Here is a 13488-nt window from a genome sequence, read left to right on the forward strand (position 1 = left end):
CAGGAGTCGATGCACCCGCAACGATACGACACTGCGCTGCGCGCGTTGAACGAGAATCTGCCGCTCACCAACGGGAGAAGCAACGCCATGGCGAATGTCGTCAAAACCATCCGCAACTTCAACGCCGGTCGCGACCCCGAGCGCCTGGCGATGAAGTACGAGAAGCTGCGCTCCAGTCCGTTTGTCTTCCTGCGCGGTACCTGCCACCTGTTCTACGACCGCCTGCCGGCCGATGCGCTGTTCACCAGCAAGGCACCGACGGCATGGCTGTGCGGCGACGCCCATCTGGAGAACTTCGGCAGCTACAAGGGTGACAACCGGCTCGCGTACTTCGATCTCAACGACTTCGACGAAGCGGCCCTCGCGCCGGTAACGTGGGAACTGGTGCGCTTCCTCACGAGCATCCTGGTGGCCGGCGACAGCCTGCGCGCCTCGCGCGACGATGCGAATGCGCTGTGCAAGGTGTTTCTTGAAGGCTATGCCGGCGCATTGGCGCTCGGCAAGGCCCGCTGGGTGGAGCGCGACACAGCCAGTGGCCTGATCCATGAACTGCTCGCGAAACTCAAGGCCCGCAGCCGCCCCGATTTCCTGAACAAGCGCACCGAACGGAAGAACGGTCGCCGAAGCATCCTGCGCGACGGCGAGCATGCGTTGCCAGTCGACAAGGTCGGGCGCGAACGGGCGAAGAATCTGATCGGCGCATTCGCGGCAACGCATGACAACCCCGACTTCTTCAAGGTGCTCGACGTGGCGCGGCGCATCGCCGGCACTGGCAGCCTGGGCGTGGAGCGCTATGTTGTCCTCGTCAAAGGCAAGGGATCGCCCGACGGCAACTACCTGCTCGACCTGAAGCAGGCGCCCGTGTCGTCGTTAGTGCCGCACCTGAAGAAGATCAAGCAGCCCTCATGGCAGTCGAATGCGCACCGCATCGTGGGGCTGCAGCGCCGCATGCAGGCCGTGTCGATGGCCTTCCTGCACCCGATCGTCGATGGCAAGTCTTCCTACGTGCTGCGCGACCTGCAGCCCAGCGAAGACCGGGTGACCCTCGACGTGCGTCACACCGGGCTCGACCAGGTCCGCGACGTGATCGGGGAGATGGGGCAGATGATGGCCTGGGCGCACCTGCGCAGCTCGGGGCGCCAGGGCTCGGCCATCGCGGATGCGTTGGTCGACTTCGGCGCTTCGGCGAAGTCGTGGCGGCGCGATCTGCTGGATGCGGCGCACCAGTGCGCGGCGCAGGTCGAGAGTGACTGGGAGGTCTACAGCGAGGCTTATGACGCGGGGGCGATAGTGCCTGCGAAGGCGAAGCCCTAGCCGTGCTACTCCTATGAACTCAATGACTGACAACGCGCCCAAGCCCTCAAAGCCTCTGCCTGAAAAGAAATACTGCTTGCGGAGCGAGTCGAATGGCGACGACATCGTCCTATTCTTTGATTCGGTCGAGGGGCTGCCCGACGGGTGTATCGAAAAAGAAGGCACCGAGACCGAAGACTTGCTCCTTGTCATCGAAGGCATGGAGGCGCCGAAAAACTGCCCGGCGTTGAGAGAGGGGGCTGTCTACACGATCTGCAGAGTCATCGGTGATATCGAGGTGGACGTCGCGGGAATCCATTGCAAGCAACTGCTGCATCGCGCGGGAACGCGTCACCATTGGCTCATCTCGGTTGGCTGGGCCCGCATGCCGCTTGCTCTTATCCTGGATGCTTGGCTGGGCGGCGTTCCCGTTGGGTGGCGTGCGCTGAATCCGTTGTACAGGCCCTCGTGGATCGAGGCCTGCATGAAGTTGGCTGCATCTCGAAACTGGCGGCAGGTACTGGTAACAGAGCGTGTGGTGCTGAGCGTGACAGGGCTGCAAGCAATAGAAGACTTTTATTGCCATCTGGGGGAAGCGCTCTTTGGTGATTGGGGTTATGCGGGTAACAGCAACCTCGATGCCTTCGAGGAAGTGCTGAGAGCCAACCAACCCGAGCGCATCCTGTTCTGTATTCCGGACGAGGCTGGGTTTGACGCGTTCCTTGCGCGAACTACGGGCAGACCAGACTACGCCACTGTCTTCAAGCAGATCGTCATTGAGGCCGGAGCTCGTCTGAGCACGGCGTGTTAAAGCTGGAGGGTTTACAGCGAGGCCGTTGAAACTAGGCGTGGTCCGGACTTCGCCTGCACCGGGCGGCTGACGCATCTACCCGTTCGGCACCTGAGCATTTCCGCGCCCGTGAGGGGGATGGCTCACCCGATCAGACCCACCACCGACCGCACCACACTCACCAGCGCCAGCGCAATCAGCAGGTTCAGCACATGCCTCCTGAACTGCTCCGGCGAAACCCCCTTGAACGAGCGCTGTCCGTACCAGATGCCGGCAAGCATCGCCGGTGCCAGCCACAGCGCCCACTTGAGGGTGTCCGGCCCCAGCAGGTTGCCGGACGCGTGGGTTGAAGAAGGCATCAGCGCCGCGCAGATCAGCGACACCACGTCGCTGAACAGCAGCAGCGCAATCAGCGTGGCCCGCAGCGCGGCCGGTGCCATCTTCGCGGTGCTGAGCAACACCGCGATAGCGATGCCGCCAATGGCCGCCACGCCGTTGATGAAGCCAGAGGCCAGCCCTGCCGCCAGCCGCACGCCGCGCGTGGGCACCAGCGTGACGTGCGCGCCGCCGCGCAGCAGCAGCGCGGCCGCCATCAGCAGCGCGCCGATCAGCAGGCGCAGCGGCGTCTCGGGCAGCCATGCGAGCAGCGCCACGCCGATGGGAATGCAGATCAGGTTGCCCAGCATCAGCCAGCTGAGCCAAGGCATGTCGACATCGCGCGCGATGCCGCGCAGCTGGCTCAGGCTTGCCAGGATTTCGAGCATGAAGATCGCGGGCACGACCAGCGCGGGTGACACCACCAGCGACATGCCCGCCACGGTGACGGCCGAGAAGCCGAAGCCCGCGAAGCCGCGCACGATGCCGGCGGCGAACACTACGCACAGGCTGTAGACCAGCGTTACCGGCGCCAGCGGCGGCACCAGCAGTTCAGCCGCCGTCATGCCTCGAAAAGCGGCAACAGCTTCAGGCGCTGCACCTTTCCAGAGGGGCCGCGTGGCAGGTCTTGCACGAAGCGGTAGTGGCCGGGCGCCTTGTAGCGGCCGAGCGTGGTGGCGCTGAACTCGCGCAGCTCGTCTTCGGTGCAGGCGCAGCCTTCGCGCAGCACGATGCACACGCCGATCTCCTGACCGTAGTGGCGGTCGGGTACGCCCACGGCAGCGGCTTCGAGCACGGCGGGATGTTGCAGCAGGGCTTCGTCGATCTCGCGCGGCGCGATGTTCTCGCCGCCCTTGATGATCAGCTCCTTGATGCGGCCGGTGACGAAGAAGAAGCCGTCTTCGTCGCGATGGCCGAGGTCGCCGGTGCGCAGCCAGCCATCGGGCGTGAAGCTTGCGCGGGTGGCTTCCTCGTTCTTGTAGTAGCCGAGCATCACGTTGGGCCCGCGGATCACGATCTCGCCGGTCACGCCGGTGGGTACGGCTGCGAGCGTGGCATCGACCACGCCGGCCATGCAGCCCGACGCGCGGCCCACCGAACCGAGCTTGCGCGCGGCCGGGTCCATGGGGTTGGAGAACGAAGGCGCGGCCGTCTCGGTGAGGCCCATGGTTTCGACGATGCCGATGCCGAACATCCGCTCGAACGCACGCAGGTGCTCGGGCGGCAGCGCGGCCGAGGCCGAGCGGCAGAAGCGGATGGCCAGCGTCTGCGCCAGCGGCGGCTTCGGGCCTTCGAGCAGGTACGAGATCATGGTGGGCACCACGTTGATCCAGCTGCACTGCGTTTGCGTGGCCTGCTCCCAGAAGCGGCCGGCCGAGAACTTCGGTGGCATCGCCAGGCTGCCGCCGTGCGCGAGCGGCGCGAGCATGGTCACGGCAAAGGCGTTGATGTGATACAGCGGCAGCACGGCGAGCACACGGTCGGAGGGGCGCAGCGCGTGCTCGACGCTGATGGCGTGCGCGTTTGCCGCGAGGTTGCGCTGCGTGAGCATCACGCCCTTGGGCATGCCCGTGGTGCCGGAGGTGTACATCAGCAGCGCGACGGCATCGGGCGAGGGCGGCGGTGTGTCGACGGCCGGTTCTTCCTCGTCGGGCAATGCATCGCCTTCGGGGTCGACCACGACCAGCGTCACGGGCCGGTCGAAGCCTTCGACGATGCCGCGCACACGCTCTTCCCACTCGGGCGCAACGCAGACCACGCGGCAGTCGGAGTGCGAGAGCACATAGCGCATCTGCTCCGGCTGCGAGAGCAGGTTGACCGGGTTCACGCAGAAGCCGCCGTGCATCGCGCCCAGCAGCAGCCGCAGGGTCTGCAGGCCGTTGGGCATGACGACGGACACCGTGTCGCCGGGCTGCATGCCGAGGCCGTGCAGTACGGCCGCCACGCGGCGGCAACCGGTCGCGAGCTCGCCGTAGCCCAGGTGGCGTTCGGTCTCGGTGGCGCGGGCATACACCGCGTGCGGCTGCTGCCGCGCCTGTTGCTCGATCAGCGCATGAACCGTTGTTGCAGCCGCCGTCATGCTTACTTCGCGCCGTGCTCGGCGAAGAAGGCGCCGAAGATTTCTTCCTCGCTCGGCACCTTCTCCGGAATCGGCCGTGACACGCGCGTGATGTTCAGGTAGTGGCGGTAGTTCATGTTGTCCGAGAAGTTGTTCTTGCCCCAGGTGCCACAGCCCATCGACAGCGAGAACGGCAGGCCGTTGTCGAAGCTGCCGCCGGTGGCAATGCAGTGCGCCTGGTCGACGATGACGCGCGACACCGGCAGCGTGAGGCCCAGCGTGAGCGCGCGTTCGGGCACCGCACTGTGCAGGCCCACCGAGTGGCCCGCGCCTTCGTACGCGTAGATGCGTTCGACGGTGGCCATGGCGTGCGCGAAGTCGCGCGCCGCATACACCGCGAGCACCGGGCTCAGCTTCTCGCCCGAGAACGGATGGTCGTGGCCCACGCCGTCTTCGGCCACCATGAGGATGCGCGGATCGGCATCGGCAATTGCCAGCCAGGCGGCGCGGTTGGCGCCGTCGATGGCGGCCGCTCGCTCGGCGATGGTGCGTGCCGACTGGCCGATGACGGCGGGCGAGAGCTTGCCTTCGGGCCACATCAGCGCCTGCAGCGTGGCCTTCTGCGCGTCGGCGAGCATGACGGCGCCGCGGTCTTTCAGCGCGGCGAGCGTCTGCGCGCGCACTGCGTCGATGATGACGAGGCTGTTTTCCGACGAGCAACTGGTCGCGTTGTCGAAAGTCTTCGAACGCACGATGCGGTCTGCGGCCGCGGCGATGTCCGCCGTTTCGTCGACGATGCCCGCCACGTTGCCCGCGCCCACGCCGAAGGCCGGCGTGCCGCTCGCATAGGCCGCGCGCACGTTGGCCTGCGAGCCGGTTGCAACCACAAGGTCGCACAGGCGCATCAGCTCGGCGGTCGATTGCTTGTTGACCGGCGAGGGCAGCAGTTGCACCAGGTCGCGCGGCGCGCCGATGCGGTCGAACTGCTGGTGGATGAATTCGATGAGCCGCGCCGCCGTTGACCAGCCCTTGGGCGATGGCGCGACGATGACCGCGTTGCGCCCCTTGAGCGCATTGATGATCTTGTTGGCCGGCGTGGCACCCGGGTTGGTCGATGGCGTGACGGCGCACACCACGCCCACGGGCCGCGCAATTTCGACGATGCCGCGTGCCGGGTCTTCTGCGATCACGCCGACCGAGCGCGCCCCGTGCAGGTCGCGCAACAGGCCGAAGGTCTTGCGGTGGTTCTTGCGCACCTTGTCCTCGACGTTGCCCACGCCGGTGGCAGCCACGGCCAGTTCGGCCAGTTCGCGGTTGCGCGCCGGCTCGATGATGGCCCAGCCGGCCGCGACCACGGCGGTGTCGACCTGTGCCTGCGACCAGGTTTCGTAGATGCGCTGCGCGGCGCGTGCGCGCGCCACGAGTTCGGCGATGGGGGAAGAGGGGGCTGCGTTTTCCATGAGTCTGTCCGTGTCGATCAATCGACTTTGATGCTGGCTTCCTTGGCGAGCTTTTGCCAGCGCACGAGTTCTGTGGTGACGACCTTGCCGAGTTGCTCGGGTGTGCCGCCGACGCCTTCGCTGCCCTGTGCGAGCAGCTTGTCGCGGATGTCCGGTTCCTTCACCACCGTGTTGATCACGCGGTTGAGCTTGTCGATGGCGGGCTGCGGCGTCTTCGCGGGCACGAACACGGCGTACCACGAGTCCACGTCGAAGTCGGGCACGCCGGCTTCCTGCATCGTCGGCACGTCGGGGAAGGCCGCGCTGCGCTTGGTGGTGGACACTGCGAGTGCCTTGAGCTTGCCTGCCTTCACGAACTGCGCGGCCGCCGGAATCGACACCCACAGCAGCGGCACCTGCCCGCCCATCACGTCGGTCACGGCCGGGCCGCCGCCGCGGTAGGGAATGTGCGTCATGTGCGTGCCGGTGCGCAGCTTCAGCAGTTCGCCCGCCAGGTGCCCGGGCGAGCCGTTGCCCACCGAGGCGAAGGCGACGCTGTCGGGCTTGGCCTTGGCCAGCGCGATGAGTTCGGCCACGGTGTTGGGCGCGAACTGCGTGTTGGCCACCAGGATCTGCGGCAGCGAGGCGACCATGCCGACCGGAGCGAAGTCTTTCGCGGTGTCGAAGCTCAGCTTGGCGTAGATGGCCGGGTTGATGGTGTGCGAAGACAGCGTGAACAGCACCGTGTAGCCGTCGGGCGCCGACTTGGCAACCACCTCGGTGCCGATGGAGCCGGCTGCGCCACCGCGGTTGTCGATCAGCACCGGCTGGCCCAGCAGCGTTTGAAAGCGCTCCTGCACGATGCGCGCAATCACGTCGGTGCCGCCGCCGGGCGGGTAGGGCACGATCAGGCGGATCGGCTTCGTCGGGTAGTCGCTGCCGTTCTGCGCCTGTGCGGCGAAGGGCGACGACAAGGCGGCGAGAGCCAGCAGCCCGGCGTGCAGCCAGGGGGCGAAGAACAACTTCATTCCGATCTCCTTCTCTTTGTGATGGGCGTCGACGGCAACGGCGCGGCCGGTGCGGCGTTCAAGCGATAGCCCAGCGTGACGCTGGCGTCGCGCGCGCAGGCCATCAGGTGATCTGCCAGCCCGCGTGCCTGTGTGCGCGCAAAGCGGATCGAGGGCACGCTCATGCCGACGGCCGCCACAGCTTCGCCGCGCGCATTGAGCACGGGCACGCCGAGGCCGCAGACGCCGATGCGCCATTCCTCGCGGTTCTCGGCATAGCCGCGTGCGCGCGAGCGTTCCAGTTCGCTGAAGAGGGCGTCGAAGTCGGTGATGCTGTTCTTCGTGTGCGCGACCAGCGTGCCCAGCCGCTCCTGCAGCGCCGGCACGTCGAGCGCGGCCGCAGCGAGCAGCGCCTTGCCCGAGGCCACGCAGTACGCCGCCGCCCGGCCGCCGATGCGTGAGTACGCGGCCACGGGCAGCGGGCTGTCGAACTTGTCGAGGTAGACGATCTCGGCGTCGTCCAGCACTGCGAGGTGGATGGTCTCGCCCGTGGCTTGTGCCAGCAGCGCGAGGTGGGGCCGCAGCAGCGCGCCGATGTCCGATGCATCGGACACCATGGCCCCCAGCTCGAACAGCCGCAGGCTTGGCCGGTAGGCGCTCGTGTCCGGGTCTTGCACGGCCCAGCCGCATTCGACGAGCGTCTGCAGCGTGCGGTGCGCATTGCTGCGTGCCATGCCAAAGGCTTGGGCCAGTTCGGTGACGCGGCAGTCGCGCTGTTGGCGCACCATCCATTCGATGGCGGCGAGGCCCTTGGCAAGCGTGGAGTCCATGAGGCTTTCTATGGGATATCCGATGTTCCAAATATTGGAACTGCGTTCTCGGATGTGAAACGCAATGTAAGAACGCTGGGTGCCCTTTGTCAATCAGGGACTTGGATGTAATGCCAAACGTCTCAGGTTGCAGGCCTCAGCGGCGATGGCGCCCGGCCATGAGTTCGATCACCTCGCGGAAGATGGTGTTGCCGCTGGAGGTGGCCAGGTCGAGCACGTGACTGCGGCTGTAGTAGGGGCTCAGGTCGAGGCCCACGCCGATGCCCGCAATAGCGATGTCGCCGCGCTGCTCCTGGCGCGCGACCACGTCGCGCAGGTGGTGGTCGAGGTAGTGCGCGTCGTTGGCCAGATGCGTGGCGCTGTCCATCGGCGAGCCGTCGGAAATCACGAGCAGCAGCTTGCGCGCCTCGCTGCGCTGGCGCAGCCGCATGCACGCCCAGTCGATGGCCTCGCCATCGATGCCTTCGCGGAACAGGTCGGCTTTCAGCAGAGCCGCCATTGCGGGGCGTGCACGCCGCCATGGCGTAGCAGCACTCTTGAAGACAAGGTGGCAGCGCTCGTTGAGCCGGCCCGGATGCGGTGGCCGGCCGGCGCGCACCCATTCGCGCTGCGGGCGTCCGCCGTTCCACGCGCCGGTGGTGAAGCCCAGCACCTCGCTGGTCACGCCGGCCTGTTCGAGCGCACGCGCGAACACGTCGGCCATCATCGCGACCGACTCGGCATGCTCCTTCATCGAGCCCGAGCAGTCGATGAGAAAGGTGACGATGCAGTCGGCCACCGGCTCCATGCGCTCGGTGCGGAACAGGCGGCGCTCGGTAGGCGAGGCCACGAGCTGCGCGAGGCGGCGGCCGTCGATCAGGCCTTCTTCCTGGGCACCGTCCCAGCCGTCGCGCTCGGGCTCGGCCAGCAGGGCGCGCAGCTCACGCGCGAGGCGGGCGATGTTCACTCCCTGCGCGGCAATGCGGCGATCGAGCTTCTCGCGGTGGTCGGCGAGCACTTCCTTGCGCGCGAGCGTGGCGGCGTCGTGTTCGCGGTCGTAGGCGTTGGAGAAGACGCGGTAGGCGCCACCTGCGTCGTCGAGCACCGCGCTGCGGCCCGACTCGGCGGTGGTGAAGCGCTCGACGATCTCCTGGTCCATGTCGGCCACGAGGCTGAACACGCTGCGCTTGTCGTCCACATGCGGGTCGCGCGCGGCGTTGCTGCCTTTTTCATCGGCTTCGTGCAGCATCGCGGCGACGGTGCGCGCGATGGCACGGGCGTGCACTGAGTAGGCGGCCTGGTCGGCGCGGTCCTTGCGCAAACCTGCCAGCGCATGGCCGATCAGCGGTGCGAGCGCGAAGCGCGTGGCTTCGAGCATGTCTTCGGTTTCTTCCACCACCTGCTGGCCGCTGACGCGGGCGCGGCAGATCTGCGCCACAGCGTACAGCAGCAGCCCGCGCGCGGTGTCGGTCAGGCCCGAGTGATGAAAGGCGAGCGACCACTGTTCGTGCCGGTGCCGCAGGTTGTGCCGCATGCCGGCCATGACTTCGGGCGCCATCGCCTCGACGCGGAACTGCTCGAGCATTTCGAACAGCATGCGTTCGACCGGCTCTTCGGGGCGCAGGCTTTCGTGCAGTGCTGCGTCCGATTCGGTGAGCCGCAGCGCGAGCCCGTCGGCCACGCCACGGAACGAAGCGAAGTCGTCGGTGTCGGGCGAGGGATGCAGGTGCGGCGCAAACCACGGCAGCGCCACGCGGCCACGGTGCAGCCGCCGGCCGCGAAAGTGCAGGTCGCGCTCGCCGCTGAAGGCGCGCACCACGCCCGCGCAAAGCTCCGCGACCTGTTCTTCTTGCCGCACGCGACGCTGCATCGCGCTCGCGGGTTCGGCATTCATTCGCGCGGGCCTTCAGAGAGCTGGTGCGACTCCTTCAGTTCGCGGTCGAAGCAGCGCTGGAAGTATTCGGCGACCAGGGGCCGCTCGGCGTCGTCGCACTTGTTGACGAAGGACAGGCGAAACGCCAGCGCCGGGTCCTTGAAGATCTCGATGTTCTCTGCCCAGGTGATCACGGTGCGTGGCGACATCAGCGTAGAGAGGTCGCCCGCCGCGAAGCCCTTGCGAGTGAGGTCGGCCACCGCCACCATCGACGCGACCAGCTTCGTGCCCGCCTCGTCGGCCAACGATGGCACGCGCGCCTGCACGATGGCGATCTCTTCATCGGCCGGCAGGTAGTTGAGCGAGGCCACGATGTTCCAGCGGTCGATCTGCGCATGGTTGAGCCGCTGCGCGCCGTGGTACAGGCCGTTGAGGTTGCCCAGGCCCACCGTGTTGGCGGTGGCGAACAGGCGGAAGAAGGGGTGCGGCCGCAGCACCTTGTTCTGGTCCATCAGCGTGAACTTTCCGTCGCGCTCCAGGATGCGCTGGATGACGAACATCACGTCGGGCCGGCCCGCGTCGTACTCGTCGAAGACCAGCGCCACGGGGCGTTGCAGCGACCACGGCACGATGCCTTCCTGGAACTCGGTGACCTGCTTGCCTTCGCGCAGCACCACTGCGTCCTTGCCGACGAGGTCGAGCCGGCTGATGTGGCCGTCGAGGTTGAGCCGCACGCAGGGCCAGTTCAGCCGCGCCGCCACCTGCTCTATGTGCGTCGACTTGCCGGTGCCGTGCAGGCCCTGCACCATCACGCGCCGGTCGCGCGTGAAGCCCGCGAGGATGGCGAGCGTCACGTCGGGGTTGAAGCGGTAGACCGCGTCGACCTCGGGCACGTGGTCGTCACGTTCGCTGAAGGCTGGCACCCGCAGGTCGGTGTCGATGCCGAACACATCGCGCACGCTGAGCATCCGGTCGGGTCGAAGGTCGGCGGTATCGGTCATGGCGGCTTTCGGGGAATGTGAGGTTCTTCAGGCCTGCGCGCGATCGGAGGCCGCGTCGGCATCGATGCGGCTCAGCGCCTGTGCGGCGCGTTGCAGGGCGGGCAGCAGCGTCTTCGCCTTGGCGGCGTCGAGACGCATCACCGGCGCCTGTACAGCGATGCACAGGTTGGAAGGCGCGTCGTCGCCCGAAGGCACCAGCGTGGCGATGCACAGCAGGCCCGGCAGGAACTCTTCATGGTCGATGGCGTAGCCGTCCTTGCGCACGCGCTGCACTTCCTTCTCCAGCGCCTCGGGGTCGGTCAGCGTCCGGGGCGTGTAGGGCTCCAGCGGCGCGTTCGACAGCAACCGGCGGCGCTGAGCCGCGCTCATCTGCGAAAGAAAGATCTTGCCGCTGGCCGAGCAGTGCACCGGCACGCGCGAACCCGAGTGCAGGTAGAAGCGCAGCGGCGCGGCGGTTTCCACGCGGTCGAGGTACACGACCTCGCTGCCCGAAAGGGCGGTGAGGTTGCAGCTCTCGCCGATCTCTTCCACCAGCTGGCGCAGCACCGTGTGGCGCGCACCGTGCAGGCTGTCGTTGAGCAGCAGGTTCTCGGCCAGCCGCCGCAGCCGCGTGCCGATGCCGTAGTGCCGGCCGTCGCCTTCGCGCTGCAGCAGCCCCGCGCCTTCGAGCTGCTGGAGCATGCGGTGCAGCGTGGGTTTTGGCAGGCCGGTTTCTTCCACCAGGCCCTGCAGCGAGTAGCGCTGGTCTTTCGCGGCCATGACTTCGAGCAGCGCGAACAGGCGCATGGTGGGCGTGTCGCCCGCCGGTTCCTGCGCTTCCGGTGAGAGGCCTTTGACGATCTTCATGGGGCCGGATTATATTCTTTTTACGAAAAACAAGACAATACGTTCCGATTTTTGTAAATTGTTTGACGCCGCGGCGATGCCGACCTATATTCCGCCGGAATGAAATCCGGAACGAGAAGTTCCGACTTTTGACGCGCAACCACTGCCCACTTTCCTTCAGGAGACGCCTTCCATGAGCCAGAAGCAACCCGCAGCACCCACACGCGAAGCCGTCACCGGCGTGCAGAAGATGACGCCCTCCGAGGCCTTCGTCGAGACCATGGTCGCCAACGGCGTGACCGACATCTTCGGCATCATGGGCTCGGCCTTCATGGATGCGATGGACATCTTCGCGCCCGCCGGCATCCGGCTGATTCCGGTGGTGCACGAGCAGGGCGGCGCCCACATGGCCGACGGCTATGCGCGCGTGTCGGGCCGTCACGGCCTCGTGATCGGCCAGAACGGCCCCGGCATCAGCAATTGCGTGACGGCCATTGCGGCCGCCTACTGGGCGCACAGCCCGGTCGTGATGATCACGCCCGAGACCGGCACCATGGGCATGGGCCTCGGCGGCTTCCAGGAGGCCAACCAGCTGCCGATGTTCCAGGAGTTCACCAAGTACCAGGGCCACGTGAACAACCCCAAGCGCATGGCCGAGTACACGGCGCGCTGCTTCGACCGCGCCATCTCCGAGATGGGCCCCACGCAGCTGAACATTCCGCGCGACTACTTCTACGGCGAGATCACCACGGAGATCCCGAAGCCGATGCGCGTCGAGCGGGGCGCGGGCGGCGAGAACAGCCTGAACGCTGCCGTCGAACTGCTGGCTTCGGCGAAGTTTCCGGTCATTCTCTCGGGCGGCGGCGTGGTCATGGGCGATGCGGTGGCCGAGTGCCAGGCACTGGCCGAGCGCCTGGGTGCGCCGGTGGCCAACGGCTACCTGCGCAACGACTCCTTCCCCGCGAGCCACCCGCTGTGGGCCGGCCCGCTGGGCTACCAGGGCTCCAAGGCCGCGATGAAGCTCATCGCGCAGGCCGACGTGGTGCTCGCGCTCGGTTCGCGCATGGGCCCCTTCGGCACGCTGCCGCAGCACGGCATGGACTACTGGCCGAAGGACGCGAAGATCATCCAGGTCGAGGCCGACCACACCAACCTCGGCCTCGTGAAGAAGATCACCGTGGGCATCCACGGCGACGCCAAGGCCACGGCCAAGGAACTGCTCAAGCGCCTGCAGGGCAAGACGCTGGCCTGCGATGCCAGCAAGGCCGAGCGCGCCGCGAAGATCAAGGCCGAAAAAGCTGCGTGGGAAAAAGAGCTCGACGAGTGGACCCACGAGCGCGACCAGTTCAGCCTCGATGCCATCGAGGAAGCCAAGGGCGAGAAGACGCCCACCGGCGGCAGCTACCTGCACCCGCGCCAGGTGCTGCGCGAACTCGAAAAGGCCATGCCGCCGCGCGTGATGGTCTCGACCGACATCGGCAACATCAACGCCATTGCCAACAGCTACCTGCGCTTCGAGGAGCCGCGCAGCTTCTTCGCGCCGATGAGCTTCGGCAACTGCGGCTACTCGCTGCCGACCATGATCGGCGCCAAGTGCGCGGCGCCCGACCGTCCGGCCGTGGCCTATGCCGGCGACGGCGCCTGGGGCATGAGCATGGTGGAAATCATGACGGCCGTGCGCCACGACATTCCGGTGACGGCCGTGGTCTTCCACAACCGGCAGTGGGGCGCGGAGAAGAAGAACCAGGTCGACTTCTACAATCGCCGCTTCGTGGCCGGCGAACTCGAAAGCGAAAGCTTCGCAGGCATTGCCAAGGCCATGGGCGCCGAGGGCATCGTGGTCGACAAGCTCGAAGACGTGGGCCCGGCGCTGAAGAAGGCCATCGACATGCAGATGAACGAAGGCAAGACCTGCGTGATAGAGATCATGTGCACGCGCGAGTTGGGAGACCCCTTCCGCCGCGACGCGCTGTCGAAGCCGGTGCGCTTCCTCGACAAGTACAAGGACTACGTCTGA

11 protein-coding genes are annotated in these 13488 nt (G+C 66.9%); 3 read left to right on the forward strand and 8 right to left on the reverse strand.

Features of this window, described 5'->3' with window-relative positions; translation table 11 throughout:
- Positions 1-87: 87 nt before the first annotated feature.
- Both BLV60_RS31895 and BLV60_RS31900 read left to right on the forward strand, forming a co-directional pair.
- Entirely contained in the window at positions 88-1314 is a 1227-nt protein-coding gene (locus BLV60_RS31895) for a DUF2252 domain-containing protein (RefSeq protein ID WP_093059542.1), read from the forward strand.
- A gap of 22 nt (positions 1315-1336) precedes the next feature.
- Complete coding sequence (locus BLV60_RS31900; RefSeq protein WP_143042665.1) at positions 1337-2104, forward strand: barstar family protein; 768 nt, start codon at positions 1337-1339, stop codon at positions 2102-2104.
- A gap of 122 nt (positions 2105-2226) precedes the next feature.
- Here BLV60_RS31900 and BLV60_RS31905 read toward each other — a convergent pair whose 3' ends face one another.
- From BLV60_RS31905 to BLV60_RS31940, 8 genes are all read right to left on the reverse strand, one after another.
- Complete coding sequence (locus BLV60_RS31905) at positions 2227-3024, reverse strand: sulfite exporter TauE/SafE family protein (RefSeq protein ID WP_093059482.1); 798 nt, start codon at positions 3022-3024, stop codon at positions 2227-2229.
- Positions 3021-4538 carry an AMP-binding protein gene (locus BLV60_RS31910; RefSeq protein ID WP_093059484.1) on the reverse strand — a complete coding sequence of 506 codons (1518 nt, stop codon included), beginning with the start codon at positions 4536-4538 and terminating at the stop codon, positions 3021-3023. The genes BLV60_RS31905 and BLV60_RS31910 overlap by 4 nt, the downstream gene beginning before the upstream one ends.
- Before the next feature lie 2 nt (positions 4539-4540).
- The gene (locus BLV60_RS31915; RefSeq protein WP_093059486.1) at positions 4541-5977 is read right to left on the reverse strand and encodes an acylating sulfoacetaldehyde dehydrogenase; all 1437 of its coding nucleotides are present in this window, start codon (positions 5975-5977) and stop codon (positions 4541-4543) included.
- Positions 5978-5994: 17 nt separating this feature from the next.
- Positions 5995-6984, reverse strand: a complete 990-nt coding sequence (locus BLV60_RS31920) for a tripartite tricarboxylate transporter substrate binding protein (protein ID WP_093059488.1) — start codon at positions 6982-6984, stop codon at positions 5995-5997.
- The gene (locus tag BLV60_RS31925; RefSeq protein ID WP_093059490.1) at positions 6981-7793 is read right to left on the reverse strand and encodes an IclR family transcriptional regulator; all 813 of its coding nucleotides are present in this window, start codon (positions 7791-7793) and stop codon (positions 6981-6983) included. Before BLV60_RS31925 ends, BLV60_RS31920 begins: the two co-directional genes overlap by 4 nt.
- Before the next feature lie 136 nt (positions 7794-7929).
- Positions 7930-9666, reverse strand: a complete 1737-nt coding sequence (locus BLV60_RS31930; RefSeq protein WP_093059492.1) for a cobaltochelatase CobT-related protein — start codon at positions 9664-9666, stop codon at positions 7930-7932.
- Positions 9663-10646 carry an AAA family ATPase gene (locus tag BLV60_RS31935; protein WP_093059494.1) on the reverse strand — a complete coding sequence of 328 codons (984 nt, stop codon included), beginning with the start codon at positions 10644-10646 and terminating at the stop codon, positions 9663-9665. The genes BLV60_RS31930 and BLV60_RS31935 overlap by 4 nt, the downstream gene beginning before the upstream one ends.
- A gap of 27 nt (positions 10647-10673) precedes the next feature.
- Positions 10674-11492, reverse strand: a complete 819-nt coding sequence (locus tag BLV60_RS31940) for an IclR family transcriptional regulator (RefSeq protein ID WP_093059496.1) — start codon at positions 11490-11492, stop codon at positions 10674-10676.
- A gap of 172 nt (positions 11493-11664) precedes the next feature.
- Here BLV60_RS31940 and xsc point away from each other — a divergent pair, with 172 nt between their 5' ends.
- Complete coding sequence (xsc, locus tag BLV60_RS31945; RefSeq protein WP_093059498.1) at positions 11665-13488, forward strand: sulfoacetaldehyde acetyltransferase; 1824 nt, start codon at positions 11665-11667, stop codon at positions 13486-13488.

Source organism: Variovorax sp. YR634 (assembly GCF_900106655.1).
In the GTDB taxonomy this organism is placed as follows: domain Bacteria; phylum Pseudomonadota; class Gammaproteobacteria; order Burkholderiales; family Burkholderiaceae_C; genus Variovorax.